General features: G+C 71.4%; 23 protein-coding genes. 15 read left to right on the top strand and 8 right to left on the bottom strand.

The features are described 5' to 3' along the window. Window positions 1–245: 245 nt before the first annotated feature. The 4 genes from DJ75_RS02140 (at window position 246) to DJ75_RS02125 (ending at window position 3674) form a co-directional block, all read left to right on the top strand. The gene (locus tag DJ75_RS02140; RefSeq protein WP_094522231.1) at window positions 246–1523 is read left to right on the top strand and encodes an aminotransferase class V-fold PLP-dependent enzyme; all 1278 of its coding nucleotides are present in this window, start codon (window positions 246–248) and stop codon (window positions 1521–1523) included. Between the two features lie 350 nt (window positions 1524–1873). Further along, on the top strand, window positions 1874–2407 hold the full coding sequence (locus tag DJ75_RS02135; RefSeq protein ID WP_094522230.1) for a response regulator: 534 nt from the start codon (window positions 1874–1876) through the stop codon (window positions 2405–2407). 94 nt (window positions 2408–2501) lie between these two features. Next, entirely contained in the window at window positions 2502–2924 is a 423-nt protein-coding gene (gene sufU, locus DJ75_RS02130) for a Fe-S cluster assembly sulfur transfer protein SufU (RefSeq protein ID WP_094522229.1), read from the top strand. Window positions 2925–3008: 84 nt separating this feature from the next. Further along, on the top strand, window positions 3009–3674 hold the full coding sequence (locus tag DJ75_RS02125) for an Sjogren's syndrome/scleroderma autoantigen 1 family protein (RefSeq protein ID WP_094522228.1): 666 nt from the start codon (window positions 3009–3011) through the stop codon (window positions 3672–3674). Window positions 3675–3770: 96 nt separating this feature from the next. On the opposite strand, the gene DJ75_RS02120 is transcribed toward DJ75_RS02125, so the two are convergent. Both DJ75_RS02120 and glmM read right to left on the bottom strand, forming a co-directional pair. Beyond that, a complete protein-coding gene (locus DJ75_RS02120) occupies window positions 3771–4061 on the bottom strand; it encodes a hypothetical protein (protein WP_094522227.1) in 291 nt (96 codons plus the stop codon). 201 nt (window positions 4062–4262) lie between these two features. Beyond that, complete coding sequence (glmM, locus tag DJ75_RS02115) at window positions 4263–5624, bottom strand: phosphoglucosamine mutase (protein WP_094522226.1); 1362 nt, start codon at window positions 5622–5624, stop codon at window positions 4263–4265. A 131-nt stretch (window positions 5625–5755) separates the two neighbouring features. On the opposite strand from glmM, the gene DJ75_RS02110 reads away from it, so the two are divergent. Further along, window positions 5756–6358 (top strand): hypothetical protein, encoded by a 603-nt coding sequence (locus DJ75_RS02110; RefSeq protein ID WP_094522225.1) that lies wholly within the window; start codon window positions 5756–5758, stop codon window positions 6356–6358. A 67-nt stretch (window positions 6359–6425) separates the two neighbouring features. Here DJ75_RS02110 and DJ75_RS02105 read toward each other — a convergent pair whose 3' ends face one another. The 4 genes from DJ75_RS02105 to DJ75_RS02090 form a co-directional block, all read right to left on the bottom strand. Next, window positions 6426–7034, bottom strand: coding sequence for a hypothetical protein (locus DJ75_RS02105; RefSeq protein ID WP_094522224.1), 609 nt, complete (start codon window positions 7032–7034; stop codon window positions 6426–6428). Between the two features lie 43 nt (window positions 7035–7077). Then, a complete protein-coding gene (locus DJ75_RS02100; protein ID WP_094522223.1) occupies window positions 7078–7464 on the bottom strand; it encodes a hypothetical protein in 387 nt (128 codons plus the stop codon). Continuing rightward, window positions 7464–8159 carry an ATPase domain-containing protein gene (locus tag DJ75_RS02095; protein ID WP_094522222.1) on the bottom strand — a complete coding sequence of 232 codons (696 nt, stop codon included), beginning with the start codon at window positions 8157–8159 and terminating at the stop codon, window positions 7464–7466. Before DJ75_RS02095 ends, DJ75_RS02100 begins: the two co-directional genes overlap by 1 nt. Before the next feature lie 105 nt (window positions 8160–8264). Beyond that, a complete protein-coding gene (locus DJ75_RS02090) occupies window positions 8265–8744 on the bottom strand; it encodes a chemotaxis protein CheW (protein ID WP_094522221.1) in 480 nt (159 codons plus the stop codon). Window positions 8745–8846: 102 nt separating this feature from the next. Here DJ75_RS02090 and cheB point away from each other — a divergent pair, with 102 nt between their 5' ends. The 9 genes from cheB to DJ75_RS02045 all read left to right on the top strand — a co-directional run bounded on the left by cheB (window position 8847) and on the right by DJ75_RS02045 (window position 18967). Next, window positions 8847–9971 carry a chemotaxis-specific protein-glutamate methyltransferase CheB gene (gene cheB, locus DJ75_RS02085; protein WP_176451407.1) on the top strand — a complete coding sequence of 375 codons (1125 nt, stop codon included), beginning with the start codon at window positions 8847–8849 and terminating at the stop codon, window positions 9969–9971. Next, window positions 9971–12286, top strand: a complete 2316-nt coding sequence (locus DJ75_RS02080) for a chemotaxis protein CheA (protein ID WP_094522219.1) — start codon at window positions 9971–9973, stop codon at window positions 12284–12286. Before cheB ends, DJ75_RS02080 begins: the two co-directional genes overlap by 1 nt. Further along, a complete protein-coding gene (locus DJ75_RS02075; protein WP_094522218.1) occupies window positions 12283–13086 on the top strand; it encodes a protein-glutamate O-methyltransferase CheR in 804 nt (267 codons plus the stop codon). The genes DJ75_RS02080 and DJ75_RS02075 overlap by 4 nt, the downstream gene beginning before the upstream one ends. Then, window positions 13086–14297: a HEAT repeat domain-containing protein gene (locus tag DJ75_RS02070; RefSeq protein ID WP_094522217.1), complete on the top strand. Its 1212-nt coding sequence runs from the start codon at window positions 13086–13088 to the stop codon at window positions 14295–14297. The genes DJ75_RS02075 and DJ75_RS02070 overlap by 1 nt, the downstream gene beginning before the upstream one ends. After that, entirely contained in the window at window positions 14298–15170 is an 873-nt protein-coding gene (locus tag DJ75_RS02065; protein WP_094522216.1) for a CheF family chemotaxis protein, read from the top strand. 195 nt (window positions 15171–15365) lie between these two features. Next, window positions 15366–16079 (top strand): HAD family hydrolase, encoded by a 714-nt coding sequence (locus DJ75_RS02060; protein WP_094522215.1) that lies wholly within the window; start codon window positions 15366–15368, stop codon window positions 16077–16079. After that, on the top strand, window positions 16076–16750 hold the full coding sequence (locus DJ75_RS02055; protein WP_094522214.1) for a class II aldolase/adducin family protein: 675 nt from the start codon (window positions 16076–16078) through the stop codon (window positions 16748–16750). The genes DJ75_RS02060 and DJ75_RS02055 overlap by 4 nt, the downstream gene beginning before the upstream one ends. 76 nt (window positions 16751–16826) lie before the next feature. Next, on the top strand, window positions 16827–17798 hold the full coding sequence (locus DJ75_RS02050; protein WP_094522213.1) for a ribose 1,5-bisphosphate isomerase: 972 nt from the start codon (window positions 16827–16829) through the stop codon (window positions 17796–17798). After that, window positions 17795–18967 (top strand): carbohydrate kinase family protein, encoded by a 1173-nt coding sequence (locus DJ75_RS02045; protein WP_094522233.1) that lies wholly within the window; start codon window positions 17795–17797, stop codon window positions 18965–18967. Before DJ75_RS02050 ends, DJ75_RS02045 begins: the two co-directional genes overlap by 4 nt. 23 nt (window positions 18968–18990) lie before the next feature. Here DJ75_RS02045 and DJ75_RS02040 read toward each other — a convergent pair whose 3' ends face one another. Both DJ75_RS02040 and DJ75_RS02035 read right to left on the bottom strand, forming a co-directional pair. After that, complete coding sequence (locus DJ75_RS02040) at window positions 18991–20169, bottom strand: hypothetical protein (protein ID WP_094522212.1); 1179 nt, start codon at window positions 20167–20169, stop codon at window positions 18991–18993. A 72-nt stretch (window positions 20170–20241) separates the two neighbouring features. Further along, on the bottom strand, window positions 20242–21327 hold the full coding sequence (locus tag DJ75_RS02035) for an asparaginase (RefSeq protein ID WP_094522211.1): 1086 nt from the start codon (window positions 21325–21327) through the stop codon (window positions 20242–20244). Window positions 21328–21582: 255 nt separating this feature from the next. On the opposite strand from DJ75_RS02035, the gene DJ75_RS02030 reads away from it, so the two are divergent. Further along, window positions 21583–21804 carry a hypothetical protein gene (locus tag DJ75_RS02030; protein WP_094522210.1) on the top strand — a complete coding sequence of 74 codons (222 nt, stop codon included), beginning with the start codon at window positions 21583–21585 and terminating at the stop codon, window positions 21802–21804. Window positions 21805–21821: the final 17 nt, after the last annotated feature.

Raw genomic sequence — 21821 nt, 5'->3', positions numbered from 1 at the left:
ACGAAAGCACCGCAGACCGCGAACGAAGTGAGCGGTCGAGGAGCGAATCGAGCCGCGCGAGCCGTCGCGGCTGGGGTTTCGGAGGTCTTCAGGGCTGACTTCCGAGCAGCCATTTATAATCGAGCGGCCGGAGCGTTGGCGGTGACTGAGATCGTCCCTTTCTTTTAAGAACGATCCGCGTCCGAGTCGCGAGCAACACCTGCCGGACCGAAGATGTGTTAGTGCTCGGGGCCCAAATCAGCGTAATGGGAGTTCAGGAGCAGTACCCGTTCAACGTGGAAGCGCTCCGGGCAGACTTCCCCGTCCTCGACCGGAAGGTCGGCGGGGATCCGGAGTCGCCGGGACAGGGACCGGGCGACGACACGCCGCTCGTCTACCTCGACAACGCGGCGACCTCGCACACCCCCGACCCGGTCGTGGACGAGATCTCGGACTACTACCGGAGCTACAACGCCAACGTTCACCGCGGCATCCACCAGCTGAGCCAGGAGGCCTCCGTCGCCTACGAGGAGGCCCACGACGCGGTCGCCGACTTCGTCGGCGCCGCGGGCCGCGAGGAGATCGTCTTCACGAAGAACACGACCGAGGCGATGAACCTCGTCGCCTACGCGTGGGGCCTCGAGGAGCTCGGTCCCGGTGACAACGTCGTCCTCACCGAGATGGAGCACCACGCCTCGCTCGTCACCTGGCAACAGATCGGCAAGCGGACCGGCGCCGACGTGCGCTTTATCGACGTGACCGACGAGGGGCGGCTCGACATGGACGACGCGGCGGACCTCATCGACGACGACACGCAGATGGTGTCGGTCGTCCACATCTCGAACACGCTCGGCACGATCAACCCGATCGCCGAACTGGCCGACCTCGCGCACGACCACGGCGCGTACATCTTCGCCGACGGCGCGCAGTCGGTGCCGAACCGCGCGGTCGACGTCGATGAGCTCGGGGTCGACTTCTTCGCGTTCTCCGCGCACAAGATGTGCGGCCCGACCGGGATCGGCGCGCTGTACGGCCGCGAGGAGCTGTTGGAGTCGATGCAGCCGTACCTCTACGGCGGCGACATGATCCGGCGGGTCTCCTTCGAGGACTCCACGTGGGAGGACCTCCCGTGGAAGTTCGAGGCCGGGACGCCCTCGATCGCGCAGGGGATCGGCTTCGCTGCGGCGATCGAGTACTTAGAGGAGATCGGGATGGACCGCGTCGAGGCCCACGAGGACCTCCTCGCCGAGTACGCCTACGACGAGCTGTCGGCGCTCGGCGGCGTGGAGATCTACGGGCCGCCCGGCGACGACCGCGGCGGCCTCGTCGCGTTCAACGTCGAGGGCGTCCACGCGCACGACCTCTCCAGCATCCTCAACGACTACGGGATCGCGATCCGCGCGGGCGACCACTGCACCCAACCCCTCCACGACGAGATGGGCGTCTCCGCCTCCGCGCGCGCCTCCTTCTACCTCTACAACACCGTCGAGGAGGTCGACGCTCTCGTCGAGGCCGTCGGCGAGGCGCGCGACCTGTTCGCCTGAGGCCCCCGCGCGTCGACGCGGGCGGCCGTTCGCTCGGATCCGCCGCGATACGCGAGGCCTGAGTGTGCCGAAATCGCCGGACCGGAGCGGCAAGTCGAAGACCACTAAGTAATCGCTTCTCCGGCCGCCCCCGAACCGTCGTTCGGTTCCGCTGTTCGACGCTCCCGGCTCGCATCGTTTCCACCGTCTGCCCGTCGATCGTCATCACAAGCGATCGGGCTGCTGGCAACCCGAGAGGCGTGACAACGGTGGTCGCACAATTATTATTACTATCCGAGTAAAAAATAGTAAAACGAGGGCGACGTCCGTTGCAATCGGCCGTAGCGGCGTTGCGAAGATATCACCCGTTCATGACCGACACTTCACCGTCCGCCGCCGCGCCCGATGCCCAGACAGAGATGCACGCCGCCGACCGCGACTCGACGCCGGAACCCGACTCCGTCGCGGTGCTTCACGTCGAACCCGACTCGCGCGCGGCGGAGCTGTTCGCGGCGTTCACGGACCGGTCGGTCGACGGGGTCACGGTCCGGTCGGTCGACGGGGTCGCCGCGGCGTTCGACGCGGCCGACGCGGTCGACTGTGTCGTGACCGAACAGCGGCTGCCGGAGGGCTCCGGCGTCGAGTTGGTCCGTCGACTCCGCCGCGACGGGAGCGACGTGCCGGTGCTGTTCCACACCACCTGTCGCGAGGGAGAGACCGAGGCGTTGGCGCTCGAAGCCGGCGCTGACGGGTACTTCACGAAGCGCTCGGAACGTGGGCAGTACGAGCGCCTCCTCGAACGGCTCCGCGAGCTCGTCGCCGGCAACGGCCCCCGAACCGCCGAGACGGCGGCGCCTCCGTCCGGGCCGAGGCCGGGCGCAGAGACCGCCGGATCCGAGGAGTAGTCGGTGTCCGCCGCTCGTCGGCTCGCGGTCCCCGCGCCCGGTCGTCACAATCGACGGAACCCTTTTGACCCGCACTGGCCTATTTGAAACCGATATGGGACTGGGCTCGGACATGTACCGGCAGCAGATCCTTGACCACTACAAGAACCCGCGCAACTACGGTGAGCTCGAGGAGCCGGACTTCACGCACGTCGGCGAAAACCCTTCCTGCGGCGACACGATCCGGATGGACGTCGACCTCGACGAGGCGGGCGAGACGATCGAAGCGGTCCGGTTTACGGGCGACGGCTGCGCCATCTCGATGGCCTCCGCGAGCATGCTCTCGGAGCGGCTCCACGGGATGGCGGTCGAGGAGCTCCACGGGATGGACACCGACGACGTCACGGAGATGCTCGGCGTCGACATCTCACCGATGCGGGTGAAGTGCGCGGTCCTCGGCCGGCAGGTCGCGCAGGACGGCTCGAAGATCCACCGCGGCGAGCTCGACCCGGACGACCGCACGATCACCGAGGAGTAGCCGACGGCGGAGCGGCGGTCGCCGCCGCGCCCCGGTCGTCCCGAGCCCACCGGACTTTTGCTCGTCAACCACGTTCGTCCGCCCATGAGCGACGGGTTCGACAAGGAGGCCGAGCGCGAGAAGCTCCGCGAGAAGCTCGCGGACGACGAGGAGAAGCGCGAGCACACGCAGCGGATGTCGGAGCTCCTCTTGCAGGGGGCGACGATGACGAACCGCCACTGCGACGACTGCGGCGACCCCATCTTCCGGAAGGACGGGCAGGAGTTCTGCCCGACCTGCCACACGGTCGACGCCGCGGACGAGGGGAGCGCCGACCCGACCGCGGGCACCTCGACTTCGGCCGCGTCCGGAGACGTCGGCGCGGACGCGGTCGACCGCTCGCCGACGCCCCCGACTGACGGAGCGCCGTCCCCGGCGACCGGCGCGAACGGTTCGGCCGAGCCGCGGCGCCCCGACCGGGAGTCAACTGGGACGCCCTCGGAGCCGTCGACTGGGACGCCCTCGGAGCCGTCGACTGGGACGACCCCGGAGCCGTCGACCGGGGTCCCCGACCCGACCGCGGGCGCGTCCGAGAGCCCCCCGACGACGACTGCCGGCTCCGAGAGCGTCGCCGACGCCCGGGCGTCGCTGACGCGGACGCTCCACCGGTTCGCCGTCGCGGCCGAGGAGACGGACGACCCGCGGCGGGCGCGCGACCACCTACGGGCGGCCCGCGAGGCGGCCGAGGCGCTCTCGGCGCTCGACCGGTAGGGAGCGACGCGAGCGGACGCGGCGCCTCAGAACAGAGAGAGAACGCGAACGAGCGGTCCGAAGCCGCGGATACCCGATCGTTTCGAACGCGCGCCGTCAGGCGCCCGTCGCCCGCCCGGCCGGCTCCATCTCCTCCCAGCTGGGACGGCGGTCGCTCAACAGCGACCGGACGATCCGGACGACGGCGTCGGTCCCGTCGCAGCAGTCCACCTCGCCGCGCTCGACGCGCCGGACGAAGCGGTCCAGCTCCTCCAGCGTTACCGCTCCCGACGCGACGGCGCCGGTGATCGTCTCCGTTTTGCTCTCCATCGTCCGCACCAGATCGATCGGTGCGGTCGAACCGTCTCGGTCGATGCGCGATGCGACGCCGGGCTTCTTCGCGGCCATGTCTATTCTTACTACAACATGAGTTAATATATTACTACCGGTAACTGGCGGGGTTCTGTCACGTGTCGTCGACGCGGTCTCGCCCCCTGCGTTCGACCGACGACGCGGCGCGTCCGCACGGAGCTCGCGGGCCGGCGAACGGCGCCGCCTCGAGCGAGACGCGTCGCTCCCGGCGTCTCCGTCTCAAGCTTCGGTCGCCGACTACCGCCCGCTCTCGACGGCCACCAGCATGTCCGTCGCGAGCTGCTCGGCGCGGTCCGGGTCGGCGGACTCGGCGTAGATCCGGACCTTCGGCTCCGTGCCGGAGGGACGCACGAGCACCCACGCGTCGCCGTAGTCGAGGCGGTAGCCGTCGGTGGTGTTCGGCTTCGCGTCGGCGGTCTCGACGTACGCCCGCGCCGCGGAGAGCATCTCGTCGCGCTCGGCGGCGTCGGCGTACTCCACGTTCCGGCGCACGAAGTGGTAGTCGGCGTAGGGCGCGACCACGTCGCTGACCGGCTCGCCGGCGTCCGCGAGCAGTTCGAGGAAGCGAGCGCCGATGTACGCGCCGTCCCGCGAGAGCCGGTACGGCGGGAAGAACAGCCCGCCGTTCCCCTCGCCGGCGACGGGTACGTTGACTCCCGCCTCGTGGAGCTCGCGCGTCCGGGTGATGATGTTCGTCGCGCCGATGGGGGTCAGCTCAAGGTCGGCGTCGTTCGCGTCGCAGACGTCGACGAGCCGCTGGGAGACGTTGACGGCGCTGACGACGCTGTCGCCGGGCTCCACGCAGGCGTCGGCCATCGCCGCGAACGAGGTGTCGCCGTCGACGAACCCGCCGTCCTCGTCGACGAAGACGGCGCGGTCCGCGTCGCCGTCGTGGGCGATCCCCACGTCGGCCTCGGAGGTCGCGACGAGCCGGGAGAGCGCTTCGAGGTTCTCCGCGATCGGCTCGGAGTCGCGACCGGGGAAGTGGCCGTCCGGCGTCGCGTTCACCGTCAGCACGTCACAGCCGAGCTCGCGGTAGATCCGCGGCGACGCCACCGACGCCGCGCCGTGACCGGGGTCGACCGCGACCGTTAGCCCGGCGTCGGCGATCGCCTCGCGGTCGACCGCGTCGAGCAGCTGGTCGACGTAGTCGTCGACGGCGCCGTCGACGGCCGTCGTCGCGCCGGCGGTCCGCCAGTCGGCGAGGTCGTACTCGTCGTCGAGGACGCGGCGCTCGACGCGTTCGAGCACGTCGACCGAGAGCTCGACGCCGTCGTCGCCGACGAGCTTGATCCCGTTGAACTCCGGCGGGTTGTGCGAGGCGGTGACGAGCACGGCCGGGACCCCCGTCGACTCGCAGTAGTTCCCGACTGCGGGCGTCGGCACGACGCCGAGTCGGTCGACGTCGCAACCCACGGCGGCGAGCCCGCTCGCGGCGGCGTTGACGAACAGCTCGCCGGTGGTGCGGGTGTCGCGGGCGACGGCGACCCGGTCGGCGTCCCACACCGATCCGGCCGCCTTCGCGATGTCGAGGACGAGCTCCGGCGTGAGGTACCGTAGCGCGACCCCGCGAATGCCGCTGGATCCGAACAGCTCCATGGCCGGTCATGGGCCGGCCGACGGGAAAGCGGTTCCGAACCCCGAGCGCGCCGAGGCGGTGCGGCCCGTCCGAGGGGGCGTCGGTCGCCCGAACGCGTGCCCTTGAAACCGGTCCCGCCCCTACGGTTCGCATGGAGCGCACGCGACGCGACCTGTTGGCGCGGACCGGGGCGACGCTGGCCGCGACGGGAGCGGTCGGCGCCGCCGGCTGCCTCGACTTCGCCGCCGGCGACGGTCCGCAGGGGCCCGAGGGGACCCCAGAGACGCTGTCCTGCGGGGACGACGAGTTCGTCCGGCTCTCGCAGCCGTTCGAGAAGGAGGTTGCGGGGACGCTCGTCGAGACGGCCGAGACGACCGTCGAACTGTCCGCCGAGGGCAACTCGGAGACGTACGGCCAGTCGCTCCGGTTGGTGTTGCGAAACACCGGCGACGAGCCCGCGACCGCCCTCGGGCGACACGCCTACTCGGTCCAGCGGGAGACCGCGGCGGGCTGGCTCGACGTCCGCGGCTCGACGACCGGAGAGGCCGTCGAGCTCCCCCGTACCGAGGAGGCGTTCGGCCCGACCGGGGCGTACAGCTGGTCGATCGACCTCGACGAAGAAGCGATCGCCTCGGCCGTCCCCGACCTCGACCTGACCGTCTGTCCGCCGCTCGGTCCCGGGACGTACCGGTTCGTCTACTGGGGTATCGTCGACGCGCCGCCGCTGGGGGCGCAGTTCGAGCTGATCGGGTGAGCGTCGCGGCCGCCGGATCCGGTTCCGGTTCCGGTTCCGGTTCGACCGGCGCGGTCGCCGCTTCCGATCAGAACTGCGTCCAGTCGGAGGGGCCGCCCACCCGCCCGCGGACGCGGAACTCGCGGTCGTCGCCCTCCACGCGCGTCTCGACCACGACCTCGAACGGCTCGTGAAGGGTGTGGACCACCTGCTCGTCGTGCGCCGTCGACCCGACGACGCCGACGAAGGGCCACCCCTCCCCCGACGTCTGCGAGGTCATGACGCGGGTGAATCGGTAGATGCGCTCGGGGTCCCAGTACATCAACAGCTGGGAGAGCGAGTAGAGGCCGACCGCGCGGTCGCGGCCGGTCGAGGACTCGACGACGTCGGTGAACTTGATCCCGATGTCGGTGAGGTTCCCGGCGCTGCCGACGTACTTGGTCGTCGGCGTGTCGTCGCGCTTGTCGCCCTGCTCGTGGGTGACGCAGTCGATGACGGTCACGTCGCCGCCGTCCCGTCCCGTGATCGACTCGTAGTCGCCGCGGACCTTCTCCGCGGTGCGGCCGGTCGAGATGACGACCGGTTCGTCCGTCCACTCGGCGAGCATCCGGTTGAACAGGTCGTACTTCCCGCTCATCGGGGGGCCGCTGACGAGCACGCTGTCGGCGCCGCGGACAGCGTCGGGAAGCACGGTCATGTGTCTGGGTTGAGGGGGTATCGCGTAAAACCCTTCCGAGGGATCACTTCCGCAGCATCGACGGGAGGTCGAGTGACGACGGGGGACCCTCTCGTGGCGGTCGCGTTAGTGTCAGACCCGTTATCGCTCCGGGCAGCGCGGCTCCGACGGGCGACTCGCGGGGCGTCCCCGCGGCGTCGACGAGCGTCTCCCAGACCTCCTCCGGGTCGTCCGCGTCGTCGGTGGCGTCGAGCGCCTTGGTCCGCCCCTCGTCGTACGCCAGTTCGACGAGGCTCCGGTCGTACGCGCTCGGGAACGCCTCCATCACGCGGTCGAGCTCGGCCGAGCGCCCGTTCCCGACGCCCGCCGCGACGCCGAGGGCGAACGCCCGTCGAACCGCCTCTTCGCGAGTGAGCTCGTTCCACTCCGTGCCGAAGGTCCGGTCGTACATCAGTGGGTCACCGTCGTGGCGGCGCCGACGCGGAGCCCGCCGTCCGTGAACTGAACGTCCTGTATGTCGGTGTCAACGTCGGTCCCGCGCATCTTCAGCACCTGGACCCCGCGCTGCATTCCGTCGTCCTCGAGGTAGTTGTGCATGAAGACGACGCCGTGCGCGAGGTAGTGCTCCTCCGAGTACGCGCTCGGGTCGGTCATCTCGGAGATGAGGAGCGTCGTCGCGTCGGTCCGCTTCAGCGAGGAGAGCAGCTGGATCATCGTGTCCTCGTCGTCGTCGAGGAGGAACCGCAACAGCATGGTGGAGTCGAAGACGACGCGGTCGATGTCGCGGGAGTTGATGAAGCCGGTGAGCCGGTTCGTCACCCCGGAATGGTCCCGACGCTCGCCCGGGAGGCCGAAGAACCGGCGGCCGTCGGAGGAGAAGGAGTCGAGGAACGTGACTCGGTCCGTGTCGAGCGCGCGGTCGAACCCGAAGTCGTACCCGCTCATGTCGCGCCGGATCCCCTCCTTGGTCTCGTGCATGCTGATATACAGGACGTCCTCGCCGTTACGGGCGCCCTGCGCGGCGAACTGCGAGCAGAACGTCGTTTTCCCGCTGCCGGGAGGGCCGCTTACAACGTATAAACGACTCTCCGGGAAGCCGCCGTCCACGAGATCGTCGAACCCGGGAACGCCGCTTGTGACGCGCATACGAAGCCACTCGCCGGTCGGCGCATAAGGGTTGGCTCGCGTTTCTCACTGGTGAGAACTGTCGCGCCGCCGCCGTCGTCGCGACGCTCGTCCCGGCCCCGCGAGCTACGCCTCGGTGTCCTCGGGGACCACGTCGGCGGCGTCGATGTCGCCGACGTCCTCGACGTCGGGGGAGACCCAGACGACGAAGCGGTCGTCGGACTTGACGATCCCGCGGATCCCCTCGTCGTCGACGGTCGTGCCCCGATCGACGTCCTCGGGGGCGACGTCGCGGACCTGGAACACCTCGTCGACCATCCAGCCGACGGTACCGCCCTCGTCGATCTCGGCGTCGTCGAACACGACGATGCGCTCGCGCGGGCCCTCCGCCGCGATGTCGAACAGCGTCTTCGGGTCGACGATCGTCGTCGTCCGCCCGCGCAGGTCCATCACGCCCTCGACGTGGTCCGGCGAGTTGGGGATGCGCGTCAGCTCGCCGGCGTCGACGATCTCGTCGATGACGCCGATGTCCAGACAGTACGTCCCGTCGCCTAGTCCGAACTCCAACACCTTCGTGGGCTCGGCCTCCGTCTCGGTGGCTGCCATGGCCTGACCTGCGGCGAAGGGGCCAATAACCGTGTCCCCTGAATTATCAGGGGTGATTACTGGGTCCGTGGATTTATGCTGATTCTGGGCCCGCTATCGCACATGAGTAGGACGACGGATCGGCGGGGCGGTCGCGACGACTCCTTACGAGTGGTTGTCGTCGACGACTCGCCGTTCATGCGGGGCCTGATCGCCGATCTCCTGACGGATGCCGGAGTGGCGGTGGTCGGCGAGGCCGGCGACGGCGCGGAGGCGCTGTCGGTGGTCGCCGAGACGCGTCCCGACGTGGTGACGATGGACGTCGAAATGCCGGGTATGGGGGGGCTGGAGGCGGTCGAGCGCCTGATGGACGAGACGCCGACGCCCGTCCTGATGCTGTCAGCGCACACGGCCGAGGGCGCGGAAGTGACGTTCGAGGCGCTCGAACGCGGCGCGGTGGACTTCTTCTCGAAGCCGGGCGGCGAGGTATCCACCGGCGTCTCGCGCGAGTCCGACCGGCTGGTCGAGGCGGTCAAGTCGGTCGCCGACGCCGACCTCGACGCGGCGACCCGGGACCGACGAGAGAGCGACGCCGACGGCCCCGCGAGCGACCCGTCGCCGGGCGCGACCGCGTCGGCCGGCGCGAGCGGTTCGCCCGGGACCGCGGCGGTCGACGTCGACGGCCCGCTGACGGTCGTGATCGGATCGTCGACGGGCGGGCCGAACGCGGTCGAGCGCGTGATGTCGGCGCTGCCGAAGGCGGACTGTCGGATCGTCATCGTCCAGCACATGCCGGAGGCGTTCACCGCTCGGTTCGCCGACCGGCTCGACGCCGCCTCGGCGTACGACGTGCGCGAGGCGAGCGACGGGGCGCGGATCGGCCCCGGCGAGGCCGTCGTCGCCCGCGGCGGGAGCCACACGCGAATCGACAGCTACCGCGCCGGGCGGCTCCGCGTGAAGCTTGACGAGGACGACTCGCAGTCGGTGACGCCGGCCGCCGACGTGACGATGCGCTCGGCCGCCGAGGTCGTCGACGACCCGCTGGTCGGCGTCGTGCTGACGGGGATGGGCTCGGACGCCGCCGAGGGGATCCGGGCGATGGCCGACGCCGGCGCCCGGACGATAGCACAGAGCGAGGACACCTGCGTCATCTACGGCATGCCGAAGCGCGCGGTCGAGACGGGCGGCGTCGACGAGGTGCGCGACCTCGACGACGTCGCCGGCGCGATCGTGGGGGGTGAGGCCTGATGGACTCCCACCGCGCCGCGTTCGTCGCCGAGGCGGAGGACGGCATCACGGACCTCAACAACGCCCTGCTCGCGCTGGAGGCCGACCCCGAGGACGCCGAGGCGATGGACGACGTGTTCCGCGTCGCCCACACGCTGAAGGGGAACGCCGCGGCGATGGGGTACGACGACGTCTCCGACTTCGGGCACGCCCTCGAGGACCTGCTCGACGCGGTCCGACAGGGCGACCGCGAGGTGACGCCCGAGCTGATGGACCTCCTGTTCGAGGGGGTCGACACCGTCGAGGCGATGGTCGCTGAGATCGCCGACGCCGGCGAGGTCGCGACCGACCCCTCGGATCTGGAGGGCCGCCTCCGGGAGATGGAGGAACACGGGACCGTCGGCGACGACGCGACCGACGGCGACGGCGACGACACCGCCGACGGCGACGGCGACGACACCGCTGACACCGCCGACGCCGACGGCGACGACGCGACCGACGGCGACGACACGGTTGCCGAAAATGGCGACGACGACGCGGCCGACGGCGACGACGTCTCCGTCCCCGATCTCCCGGCGGCCGCCGCGGGGCTCGACGCCCCCGTGGTGTACGCCGACGTGACGATCGGCGAGACGTCGATGGCCGGCGTCGACGCCGCGCTCGTCCTGCAGGCGCTCGACGGCCAGTTCGACGGCCACGTCACGGATCCGGACCCGGACGCGCTGGAGGAGGGCGAGTACGACGAGGGGTTCGACGCGTTCGTCGCCGGCGCCGACCCCGACGTGGTCGCGGAGGGGCTCGGCGCGCTCACGCAGGTCGAGTCGGTCGCGACCGCGCTCGCCGCCGCGGAGACCGGTGACGCCGCCGCCGCGGAGACCGGCGACGCCGCCGCCGACGGCGACGAGTCGAGCGCGCAGGCCGAAAAGGCGGCGCCGGCGCCGACCGAAGAGACCGGCCCCGGCGAGGGAGAGACGGCCGAGGGTGCGCCCGACGGCGAGCCGGCGGAGTCCGATACGACGCCCGCTCCGGACGGCGACGCCGATTCGGCCGGCCAACCGGACTCGCAGTCCGAGACGACCGACCGCGACGAGATCAAGTCGATCCGCGTCGACGTCGACCAGGTCGACGAGCTGTACGGGCTCGTCGAGCAGCTGGTGACGAGCCGGATCAAGCTCCGGCGCGAGCTGGAGGCGGCGGACGCCGAGTCGGACACGCTGGACGAGCTCGACAAGCTCGCGTCCAGCCTCCAGGACACGGCAATGGACATGCGGCTCATCCCGTTCTCGCAGGTGTCGGACTCGTTCCCGCGGCTCGTCCGCGACATCTCGCGGGACCTCGACAAGCGGATCGACTTCGAGATCGAGGGCGACGACGTGGAGCTCGACCGGACGATCCTCACGGAGATGCGCGACCCGCTCGTGCACGTCCTGCGGAACGCGGTGGACCACGGGATCGAGTCCGCCGAGGAGCGCGAGGCCGCCGGCAAGGATCCGACCGGACACGTCAGGCTCACGGCCGAGCGCGAGCGCGACCACGTGATAATCGAGGTCGCCGACGACGGCGGCGGACTCGACCCGGACCAGCTCCGCGAGAAGGCGGTCGAGGAGGACGTCAAGAGCCGCGAGGCGGTCGAGGCGATGGAGGACGACGAGGTGTACGACCTCGTCTTCCACCCCGGCTTCTCCACCGCGGAGGAGGTCACCGACGTCTCCGGGCGCGGGGTCGGGATGGACGTCGTCCGGACGACCGCCCGGGACCTCGACGGCTCCGTCGCGGTCGAGAGCGAGCCCGGCGAGGGAACGACGGTCCGGTTCCGCCTCCCGGTCACCGTCGCCATCGTGAAGGTGATGTTCGTCGACGTCGGCGGCACGGAGTACGGCATCCCGATCAAGTCGATCGCTGAGGTCGCCCGCGCCGACGACGTGGAGGAGGTCCACGGCGACGAGATCGTCCGCCACGAGGACGACCTCTACCCCGTGATCCGACTGAACGAGCGCCTCGCGGAGAGCGGCGCCGCGGCGGTCGGCTCGGGAATCGGCGACGGATCCGGAGAGAGCGACGCCGGAGCGGAGGACGGACCGCCGGCGAACGCCGAGGCCGCGGTGAGCGACGCCGAGGCCGCGTCGACCGACGGCGGCGTCACCGACGAGGGGATGCTGGTGCGGATCCGCGAGGAGACCCGGCAGGTCGCGCTCCACTGCGACGCGGTGCTCGACCAGGAAGAAGTGGTGGTGAAACCCCTCGACGGGCCGTTGTCCGGGACTCCGGGACTGAGCGGCACGGCGGTCCTCGGCGACGGCGACGTCGTGGCCGTTCTCGACGTGGTGAGCCTATGAGCAGCGAGACCGCCTTCGAGGGCGTCCTCCGTCAGATCGACGACACCGTTCCGTTCGAGCCCGGCTACTACAACGAGTCGTACCTCGACCGCCGGATCACGGCGCGGATGCGCCGCCGCGACACCGAGTCGCACGCGGAGTACGAGCGCCTGCTTCGGGAGGACGACGAGGAGCGGCGTGCGCTGATGGACGCGCTCACGATCAACGTGACGGAGTTCTTCCGCAACGCCGAGATGTGGGACGTCCTCCGCGACGTGCTCCGCGAGCGGACGAGCGAGCAGCGGCGGGTCCGCGTCTGGTCGGCCCCCTCGGCGGACGGTCGAGAGCCGTACTCGGTCGCGATGCTCGCCTGCGACGACCCCGAGATCGACGAGTCGCGGATCGAGGTGCTCGGCTCCGACATCAGCGAAGAGGCGCTCGACAACGCCCGCGACGGCGTCTATCACACGACTCGGACGACGGACATCGCGGAGGAGCTGGAGCCGCTCTCGGACCCCGACCGCTACGTCGAGCGCGACGGCGACACGTTTCGGGTTCGGCGGGCGGTCCAGCGGCTCGTCGACTTCGAGACGCACGACCTGATCCGCGACGGCGCGCGCGACCCGTTCGACGTCGTGCTGTGTCGCAACCTCCTGATCTACATCGACGTCGACCACAAGGGCGCGCTGTTCGACACGCTCGAGGCGTCGCTCGCCGACGACGGCGTGCTCGTGCTCGGGATGACGGAGAGCGTCCCGCCGGAGCGGTCCGACAGGTACGAGCCGATCGACAAGCGCCGACGGGTGTTCGGGAGGGTCTGATGTCCCTGTACCAGTACGCCCGGGACGGGAACGCGGAACGGCTCAGGGACGCGCTGAGCAGCGACAGCGCCGCGGTCCGGCGCCGAGCGGCCGAGTTTCTGGGGGAGGTCGGCGACGTCGACGACCAGGCGACGGTCGAGGGACTCCTCCGGGCGGCGACGAGAGACGACGACGCGGAGGTCCGCGGCGCCGCGGTCGACGCGCTCGACGAACTCGGACAGGCGGCGCTCGAACAACTGCTCGAGGAGCTCACCGGCACCAGCGGCTCCGAGGCGGAGTGGGTCACCGCCCGCAAGTTCGCCCGCGCGCTCAAGGCCGACCGCCCGGAGCTCCGGATGGCCGCCGCGAACGCGCTCGGCGGGCTCGACGACGCCAGCGGGCTCCAGCACCTCGTCGAGGCGCTCGACGACGAGGACCCCCGGGTCAGGCTGCGAGCCTGTCAGGCCTGCGGGACGTTCGCGGACCCGCGGTCGGTGCCGGCGCTGACGGAGCGGCTCGACGACGGCGATCCGCGGGTCAAGCGCGCCGCGGCGAACGCCCTCGGGAACGTGGGGACGGACCAGGCGCTGTCGCCGCTGCTCGACCTCCTCGACGACGGCGACGAGTCGCTCCGGCGGATCGCCGCCGGCGCGCTCGGGAAGGCGAACAACCCCGAGCCGGTTGAGCCGCTGGCGCGCGCGCTCGGCGACGAGAGCGCGGTCGTCCGGAACGCCGCGGTGTACTCGGTCATCGAGCTGCTGTCGAACGTGCCGACCGAGCAGAGCCACGCGGTCCGCGACCGCGTCGTCTCCGAGCTGAAGTCGGCGGACGACGCCACGGTCGTCGAGCCGCTCGTCGAGATCCTCACGGACGGCCAGCAGAGCCGCCAGCGGCGGAACGCGGCGTGGATCCTCGGTCGCGTCGCGGAGCCGGAGTCGGCGCTCGCGGTCGAGGCGCTCGCGGACGCGCTCGCCGACGAGGACGCGCAGACAGCTCAGTTCGCGGCCACGAGCCTCAAGAGCCTCGGAGGCCCGATCGTCGAGGACCGGCTGCTCGACCGGCTCGGCACCGAACACCCGGAGGACGCGCGGGCGAAGGCGGTGTTCGTCCTCGGGCAGATCGGCGGGCAGGAGACGCTGAACCGGCTCGAAGACCTCACCGACGACGAGAGCTCCGCGGTCCGGCAGCGGGTGTTCTCTGCGGTGTCCAAGCTCCGGGCGGGGGGACCGTAGATGTCCGACGGCGGCGGCGAGTACAAGGTGACGGACACGCAGGGTCGCTTCGCAGTCGCCGTCCGAGAGGGTCGGAAGGTGAGCGACGTCTCGTGGACGCCGGGGCGGGTGCTCCTCTCGAACCGGCGGCTCATCCTCGCCGGCAACGACGGGAAGCGAACGATCCCACTCTCGGAGCTCCGGGGGCTGGGCGGGCGCCACGACGCCAACCAGTCGGTCGCGCGCGTCTCGAACTACGTGAGCTTCGACCTCGGAAACCAGGTGCTGTTGGTCGCGGCGTCGGACCACGAGGCGTTCGAGCGCGACGTCTACCGGGCGCTGCTCGACCAGCGGACGGTGACCGCCAAACACCCCGCGATCGAGGGCGGCGTCGTCCAGGAGACCGAGTGGGAGCAGGCCCGCGTGAAGATCGACGAGAACGGGCTCAACGCCGCCTTGGAGAGCGGCGCGTTCGTGAAGTTCGACCTCGACGATATCAGCGGCCTCGACGCGGCCAAACGCACCGTCAACGGCGAGAAGAAGCCCGTCATCGAGGTGTCTCACACCGACGACGAGGGCACCAGCATCGAGACGCACGTCGCCGGCGATCCCAACCGGATGCGGTTCGTCGAGGCGTGGCTCCGGAAGGGCGAGGAGCGCAGTTCGACGAACGTCGACCTCTCCAGCCGCGACCGGGAGGTGTTGATGGCGCTGTACTCCGGCGTCTCGCCGTTCGAGATCCCGTCGTTCCTCGGGATGGACGTCGACGCGGTCGAGGAGACGTTCGAGCGGCTCGTCGAGCTTGACGTGGTCGAGGAGGTGCGGGTGCGCCGCGAGGTGGCGCTCAACTCCCGCGGTCGGAACATCGCCAGCGAGGCGATGAACGAGCAGTGAGCGGTCGGACCGATCGCTGACGGACCCGAGCGAACAGCCGGCGCGGTCCCTCTCCGCGGCGGTGCGCCGGGCTCCCGCCTCGGCCGCCGCGGACGACGGCTCAGCTCACGGGCGCGCTGGCCGCGGTATCGCTTATAAATCGACGGAGCGACCGCGTCGAACCACGCTTAAGTCGCCGCCCGGCCGAGTGGGGACATGAGCTACGAGGCCGTCTGTTTCGACCTCGACAACACCCTGTACCCGTATCCGCCCTGCAACGAGGCCGGCAAGCGGGCGGCGCTCGCGGCGTTCCGCGAGCGCGGGTACGAGATGGACCGCGAGGCGTTCGACGAGCTGTACGCGACCGCGCGACGGGAGGCGAAGCGCGAGACGGCCGGCACCGCAGCCTCTCACGACCGGCACATCTACTTCAAGCGCGCGCTCCGGCGCCACGCGGGCGAGCGGGACGCCGCGGCCGCGCTCGCGCTCGGCGACGCCTACTGGGAGGGGTACGCGTCCGAGATGCGGCTCTGTGACGGCGTGGAGTCGGTCTTCGACGCGCTCGCGGCGGCGGGGGTCGATGTCGCGGTCGTGACCAACCTCACGACCCGAGTCCAGCTGCAGAAGCTCGCTCGACTGGAGATCGACGACCGGATCGACCGGCTCGTCACCTCCGAGGAGGTGGGCCGCGAGAAGCCGAGCGCGCTGCCATTCACGACCGCCCTCGCGGCGTTCGACTGCCGGCCGAGCGAGGCGCTGATGGTCGGCGACAACGTCGACGCCGACGTCGCGGGCGCGAACGCGGTCGGGATGGACACCGCCCTGTTCGACGCCGGCGGCGACGCGCCGGCCGACGACGAGCTCCCGGAGCGGCGGCGACCGGACTACCGCCCGGACGCCTTCGCCGACCTGACGGAGGTGGCGCCGTGAGCTGGGACCCGACGGATCCCGACCCCGACCTGCTCCGCGACGCTCGCGAGTCCGTCGTCGAGTACGCGCCGGCGCTCGCCGGCCTGACGCCCGGCCGGACCGGGAACCTCAGCGTCCGCGACGGCGACGCGGTCGCGGTGACGCCGACGGGCGTGCCGTACGACTCCTTCGACGCCGACGACGTGCCGGTCGTCGGCCTCGACGGCGAGCGCCTGGCGGGCCGGATGGCACCGTCAAGCGAGGTGCCGATGCACACGGGGATTTACAAGCACGACCGGCCGGGCGCGATCGTCCACACCCACTCCCCGTGGGCGACGACGATGGCGACGCTCGGCCGGCGGCTCCCGCCGGTCCACTACATGATCGTCTCGGTGGGCCGGGAGGTGCCGCTCGCGGACTACGCGCCGTACGGGACCGAGGAACTGGCCGCGAACGTCGTCGCCGCGATGGCCGAGGCCGACTCCGACGCGGCGATCCTCGCGAACCACGGGCTGGTGGTGACCGGGCCGGACCTGGAGACCGCGGTCGAGAACACGCGCCACGTCGAGGACCTCTGCCGACTCTACCTCCGGGCGTCGGCGGTCGGCGAGCCCACCGTCCTCACCGACGACCAGCTGGCGACCGTCGAGGAGCGGTTCGAGAGCTACGGCCAGCAGCCGGACTCGGAGTAGGGCGGGACGCGGAGTGAGGCCGGACTCTCGGCCAGTCGCCCGGTTATATAAATACCCGGCCGGTTACCGGATCGATATGACCGAGCACGAGCCGGCGGCCGCGGTGCGCGAGACCGCCGAGGAGATCGCGACGATGGAGATCCGCGGGGCGGCGACCATCGCCTCCGCCGCCGCCGAGGCGCTCGCCGAGCAGGCGCGCGCGGCCGAGAAGAGCGGGCGGACCGCGAGCGACCCGACGGCGTTCCGCGCGTCGATGCGCTCCGCGGCCCGCGACCTCCGCGAGACCCGCCCCACGGCCGTCTCGCTGCCGAACGCCCTCCGGTACGTCCTCCAGCGGATGGAGGGCGACGACGTCGATCGGCTCCGCCGGAGCGTGGTCGACGCGAGCGAGGCGTTCGTCCGCCAGCTCGACCGCGCGCAGGAGGACCTCGGGCGGGTGGGCGCCAACCGCCTCGCCGACGGCGACACGGTGATGACGCACTGTCACTCGACCGACGCGCTCGCGTGCATCGAGGCGGCCGTCGAGCAGGGGAAGTCGATCTCGGCGGTCGTCAAGGAGACGCGTCCGCGACAGCAGGGCCACATCACCGCGGAACAGCTCCGCGACGCCGGGGTCCCGGTCACGCTCATCGTCGACTCCGCGGCCCGGCGCTACCTCGACGAGGTCGACCACGTCGTCGTGGGGGCCGACTCGATCGCCGCCGACGGGGGCGTGATCAACAAGATCGGCACCTCGGGGCTCGCGGTCAACGCCCGCGAGCGCGGCGTTCCGATCATGACCGCGGCCCAGACGATCAAGCTCCACCCGGAGACGCTGACGGGTCACACCGTCGAGATCGAAATGCGCGACGAGAGCGAGGTGATCGGGACCGAGGACCGCGAGGAGATCGGCGAGATCGCGGTCGAGAACCCCGCCTTCGACGTGACGCCGCCGCGGTACATGGACGCGATCGTCACCGAGCACGGGCAGTTCCCGCCGGAGAGCATCGTGACGCTCATGCGGGAGCTGTTCGGCGAGGGGGCCGCGGAGCCGTGGGCGGAGCCATGAGCGGGAACGGAGAGAGGAGCGGGAACGGAGAGAGGAGCGGGAACGGAGACGGGAGCGAGACCGGGCGCGACGACTGGGAGGAAGAGGTCGCGGAGTGGGACGAGGAGGTCTCCGAGTGGGAGTCAGACGACGCCGAACCGGGCGACGGCGCGGGAGCGCCGGGCGGATCCGGACCCGTCGGTACGGACCCCGACCTCTCGCCGGAGGAGTCGAGCCGCGTGCCGAAGGTGATCGCCGCGGGTCACATCAACTGGGACGTGACGATCCACGTCGACCGACTGCCGGAGCCGGACGGCGAGACCCGGATCGAGCGGCTCGAACAGTCCGGGGGCGGCAGCGCCGCGAACGTCGCGGTCGGGCTCGTCGACCTCGGCGGGCAGTCCGTCGTCTACGGGAGCGTCGGCGGCGACGAGTCGGGCGCGCTCGCGCTCCGCGAGCTCGCGAGCGCCGGCGTCGACCCCGGCCAGGTGCTCGTCGACGCCGACGAGCCCACCTCGGTGAAGTACGTGATCGTCGACGGCGGCGGCGAGCTGCTGATGCTGGCGAACGACGGCGCCAACGAGTCGTTCACCGCGGCCGGGCTCGACCGCGACACCCTGACGGCGGCCGACCACCTCCACCTGACGGGACAGCAGCCGGAGACGGCGGCCGCGCTGGCGACCGCGGCGGGCGAGGCGGGCGCGACCCGCAGCTTCGACCCCGGGCGGCGCGTCGGGGACCGGGAGTTCGAGGCCGCGCTCCACGCGGCCGACGCCCTCTTTCTGAACGCTCGGGAGGCGGACGCGCTGGCCGACTCGACCGACATCGACCCGTGGGAGCCGACGGACCGCGTGGTCGCGATCAAGCTCGGGGACGAGGGCGCGACGATCCGGACGCCGCACGGCGACGTCTCGCATCCCGGCTTCGACGTCGACCCGGTCGACACGGCCGGCGCCGGCGACGCCTTCGCGGCCGGATTCCTCGGCGCGGCCCTCCGTGAGCCCGACATCGTCGACGGCGGATTCTCGCACGACCCGCGCGACTACCAGGTGCCCCTGCTCGTCGGCAACGCCTGCGGCGCGGCCGCGGCCGAGACGGTGACCGCCCGCGCGAGCCTCTCGTGGGACCGGATCCGCGAGGTGATGGGCGAGTCGCCCGAGTCGGACCTCCTGATCGAAGTTCGGGCGTAGGCGACGGGACTGGAGCCGCCGAACTACCCCGCGTAGTCGAACGCGACCGCGAGGTCGTCGGCGCCCCAGAAGACGAACCGGTAACGGCCCGGGACGAGGTCGGGACAGACCCGGAGGTCGTCGGCGTGCGGACCGCCCTCGATCAGCCCCGCCTCGGTCAGCTCGAACTCCCAGGCGAGCGTCTCGCCCGGCCGGACGCCGATCGCCTCGTCGGTGTAGTCGAACGTCGTCCCCGCCTCGGCGCCGCGGATCTCCCTCCATCCCGACTCGGTCCGCAGTTCGAGGTTGTACTTCCCTCGGTTGCCGACGTAGGCCTCGTGTCCCGAGGCGTTGGTCAGTTCGATCCGGAGCTCGTCGCCGCGCTCGAACGCGGCGGCCGCGGCCCCGCCGTCGCCGTTCGGGTCAACGACGCGGAGTTCGAGGCCGTCGCCGTCCCCCCCGGCGCCGCCGCCGGTGCCCCACGACACGCCGTCCTCGTATACGGCGGGGTGGCGCTGGAAGTCGTCCGTCTCGCAGTCGAGCCCGGCGGGCACGGTCTCGGGGTCGCCGTCCGGGCGGACGTACCCGTCGAGTCGCTCCGGGTCGAGCACGCCGTCCTCGCCGCTCACCTCGCCCGTCTCGCCCCACCCGTCCGTGACCGATACCCGGATCGCGTCGGGGCGGGCGTCGGTCGCGACCCGGAGGAAGGCTCCGGAGAAGGTGATCGCCTCCCCGCAGGCGATCTCGTAACTCTCGGGCCCCTCGACGCTCGCGCTCGCGACGAGCGTCCCGTCCTCGACCGCGACGTCGGCGAACGAGATCCTGGCGTGACAGGTCGTCGGCCCGACCGACTCGACGTACGCGAGCGCCGACTCGTCGAAGTCGGTCGCCTCGACGAACGCGACCGTCTCTTCAGGCGCCTCCCGGAGCACCCACGCGGCGTCGCTCTCATCGGTGATCAGCGCGGCGAAGCCGCGGCGCTCCTCGCGGCTCCACGCCGGGCCCGAGAGGGCGCCGCCGACCTGATGCACCTCGGTCTCGGGGTCCGGATCGCTGTCGTCGTCGCCGTCACCGCCGTCACCCCCGTCTCCTCCGTCGGTACCGTCGCTCCCGTCTGCGCCGTCGCCGGCCCCCGGATCGCCTCCGCTCGTACAGCCGGCGAGCGCGGCGACGCCTCCGGCGCCGAGACCGCACAGGACCGTCCGCCGCGTGCGTCGGATCATGGCCGTCGCTACGCGGGACGCGCATAAGGGCTTCCCGTAGGCACAAACGCTTCTCTGTGCTATCTCCGGCGCTCAGACGCTCCCCGGCGTTCGGAACAGGTCGCCGAGGGCGACGCCCTCGGCGTCCCGCTCGCCGCGGTCGAGGCCGGCCGCGAGCCCGAGCCCGAGCGCGACCCGCGCCTTCGACGCCGGGAGCGGGCCGGCGAACGTCACGCCGCGCTCCGCCAGCGTGACCGCGCCCCCGGGCGTCCCGTACACCGGGTCGGTCGGTCCCGCCGGCGGGCGGCCGGCGACGACGACGGGCGTCTCCGGGAGGGCGTCGGCCACCGCGTCGCCGATCGCGGCGGTCGCGTTGCCGAGGCCGGTCCCCTCGATCACGAGCCCCCCGACGCCGGCGTCGACGGCGCGCTCGACCGCGCCGGCGCCGACTCCCGTTCCGGAGTGGACCACGGGGACCTCGGGGACGTCGTCGGCGCTTTCGATCGCGTCCGCGAGCGGGTCGACGCCGACCCCACGCCGCGGCTCGCGGACGAGCCGCGACCCGGCCCGGATGAACGTCGCGACCGGTCCGGCCCCCGGCGAGGTCATCGTCGAGAGCGCGTTGCTGTGGCCCTTGATCACGTCGCGGGCCGCGTGGAGTTCGTCGTCGAACGCGACGTGAACGCCCGGCGCGAACCGGTCGTCGGCGGCGGCGCGGACCGCGAGCGTCAGATTCGCGGGCGCGTCGGTGGAGACCTCGTCGAGCCGGCGCTGGGCGCCCGTGACGACCACCGGCGCGTCGAGGTCGGTGAGGAGGTCGAGCGCGAAGGCGGTGTCCGCGAGCGTGTCGGTGCCGTGGGTGACGACGACGCCGTCGGCGCCCCCCGCGACCGCCTCGCGCGCCGCGTCCGCGGTCGCGAGCACGTCGCGCCACCGCACGTCGAACCCCGGCTGCGAGCAGACCTCGCGGGCGCTCACGGTCGCGTACCGCTCGACGCCCGGGACCGCCGCGACGAGGTCGTCGCCGGTCTTCGCCGGCGCCGCGCCGCCGTCGTCCGGCTCGGACGCGATGGTGCCGCCGCAGGCGACGACGGCAACCCGCGGTTTCGCCCCGCCGTCGGCCGCGGTCCGTCCCCCGTTCCGCGCTCCGCGTTCCGCCGTCGGTTCCGTGTCCGTCATACCTCCCCGTTCTCCTGGAGGACCAAAGCGGTTGGTCCCGCGGCAGCCGCGCCGGACCCGGTGCCGATCGGGGGCGACCGGCGGTCGTCCGCTCGGCTCTCGCGATTACGAGAGAAAAGGATTAGAGAGACGTATAAACGGTTAAAATGATTTTGTGCCCGTGTTAAAACGTTCGTAACCCGTCGAGAAACGTGGTGAAATTCCCCGAACCCTCTGCTGGATATATGGGGTCCCCAGACATACACGAAACTGTCAATGTCAATCCCCGCCCCCACGCGCCTCGCCTCCGGCCGACAGGTCGCCGGGCTGATGACCGGCACCCTGAAAGCCGCCGCCTTCTGGGCCGCGATCGCCATCCCTGCCACGTACCCCGCCCTGCTGTACTCGGGGCTCGACGGCGGCACCGGACGGCTGTTCGTCGCCCTGCTGTTCGCGAACGCGCTGGCGCTCGCGCTCGGCCACGACTACAAGCGCTGACCGCGGACCGGCAGCGC

This window comes from Halorubrum sp. Eb13, assembly GCF_002252895.1.
GTDB lineage: Archaea > Halobacteriota > Halobacteria > Halobacteriales > Haloferacaceae > Halorubrum.
This window is presented reverse-complemented; position numbering and strand designations above follow the sequence as displayed.

What these genes read in the sequence shown, in the direction of transcription:
- DJ75_RS02100 (WP_094522223.1), bottom strand. Translation starts at nt 7,464, where the DNA reads ATGTACGACCGGACCTTCGGCACGGAGTGGAACGAGCTCACTCGCGAA.
- DJ75_RS02070 (WP_094522217.1), top strand. Translation starts at nt 13,086, where the DNA reads ATGTCCCTGTACCAGTACGCCCGGGACGGGAACGCGGAACGGCTCAGG.
- DJ75_RS02090 (WP_094522221.1), bottom strand. Translation starts at nt 8,744, where the DNA reads ATGGCAGCCACCGAGACGGAGGCCGAGCCCACGAAGGTGTTGGAGTTC.
- DJ75_RS02060 (WP_094522215.1), top strand. Translation starts at nt 15,366, where the DNA reads ATGAGCTACGAGGCCGTCTGTTTCGACCTCGACAACACCCTGTACCCG.
- DJ75_RS02110 (WP_094522225.1), top strand. Translation starts at nt 5,756, where the DNA reads ATGGAGCGCACGCGACGCGACCTGTTGGCGCGGACCGGGGCGACGCTG.
- DJ75_RS02035 (WP_094522211.1), bottom strand. Translation starts at nt 21,327, where the DNA reads ATGACGGACACGGAACCGACGGCGGAACGCGGAGCGCGGAACGGGGGA.
- sufU (WP_094522229.1), top strand. Translation starts at nt 2,502, where the DNA reads ATGGGACTGGGCTCGGACATGTACCGGCAGCAGATCCTTGACCACTAC.
- DJ75_RS02040 (WP_094522212.1), bottom strand. Translation starts at nt 20,169, where the DNA reads ATGATCCGACGCACGCGGCGGACGGTCCTGTGCGGTCTCGGCGCCGGA.
- DJ75_RS02125 (WP_094522228.1), top strand. Translation starts at nt 3,009, where the DNA reads ATGAGCGACGGGTTCGACAAGGAGGCCGAGCGCGAGAAGCTCCGCGAG.
- DJ75_RS02105 (WP_094522224.1), bottom strand. Translation starts at nt 7,034, where the DNA reads ATGACCGTGCTTCCCGACGCTGTCCGCGGCGCCGACAGCGTGCTCGTC.
- DJ75_RS02030 (WP_094522210.1), top strand. Translation starts at nt 21,583, where the DNA reads ATGTCAATCCCCGCCCCCACGCGCCTCGCCTCCGGCCGACAGGTCGCC.
- cheB (WP_176451407.1), top strand. Translation starts at nt 8,847, where the DNA reads ATGAGTAGGACGACGGATCGGCGGGGCGGTCGCGACGACTCCTTACGA.
- DJ75_RS02140 (WP_094522231.1), top strand. Translation starts at nt 246, where the DNA reads ATGGGAGTTCAGGAGCAGTACCCGTTCAACGTGGAAGCGCTCCGGGCA.
- DJ75_RS02135 (WP_094522230.1), top strand. Translation starts at nt 1,874, where the DNA reads ATGACCGACACTTCACCGTCCGCCGCCGCGCCCGATGCCCAGACAGAG.
- DJ75_RS02080 (WP_094522219.1), top strand. Translation starts at nt 9,971, where the DNA reads ATGGACTCCCACCGCGCCGCGTTCGTCGCCGAGGCGGAGGACGGCATC.
- DJ75_RS02045 (WP_094522233.1), top strand. Translation starts at nt 17,795, where the DNA reads ATGAGCGGGAACGGAGAGAGGAGCGGGAACGGAGAGAGGAGCGGGAAC.
- DJ75_RS02120 (WP_094522227.1), bottom strand. Translation starts at nt 4,061, where the DNA reads ATGGCCGCGAAGAAGCCCGGCGTCGCATCGCGCATCGACCGAGACGGT.
- glmM (WP_094522226.1), bottom strand. Translation starts at nt 5,624, where the DNA reads ATGGAGCTGTTCGGATCCAGCGGCATTCGCGGGGTCGCGCTACGGTAC.
- DJ75_RS02075 (WP_094522218.1), top strand. Translation starts at nt 12,283, where the DNA reads ATGAGCAGCGAGACCGCCTTCGAGGGCGTCCTCCGTCAGATCGACGAC.
- DJ75_RS02065 (WP_094522216.1), top strand. Translation starts at nt 14,298, where the DNA reads ATGTCCGACGGCGGCGGCGAGTACAAGGTGACGGACACGCAGGGTCGC.
- DJ75_RS02095 (WP_094522222.1), bottom strand. Translation starts at nt 8,159, where the DNA reads ATGCGCGTCACAAGCGGCGTTCCCGGGTTCGACGATCTCGTGGACGGC.
- DJ75_RS02050 (WP_094522213.1), top strand. Translation starts at nt 16,827, where the DNA reads ATGACCGAGCACGAGCCGGCGGCCGCGGTGCGCGAGACCGCCGAGGAG.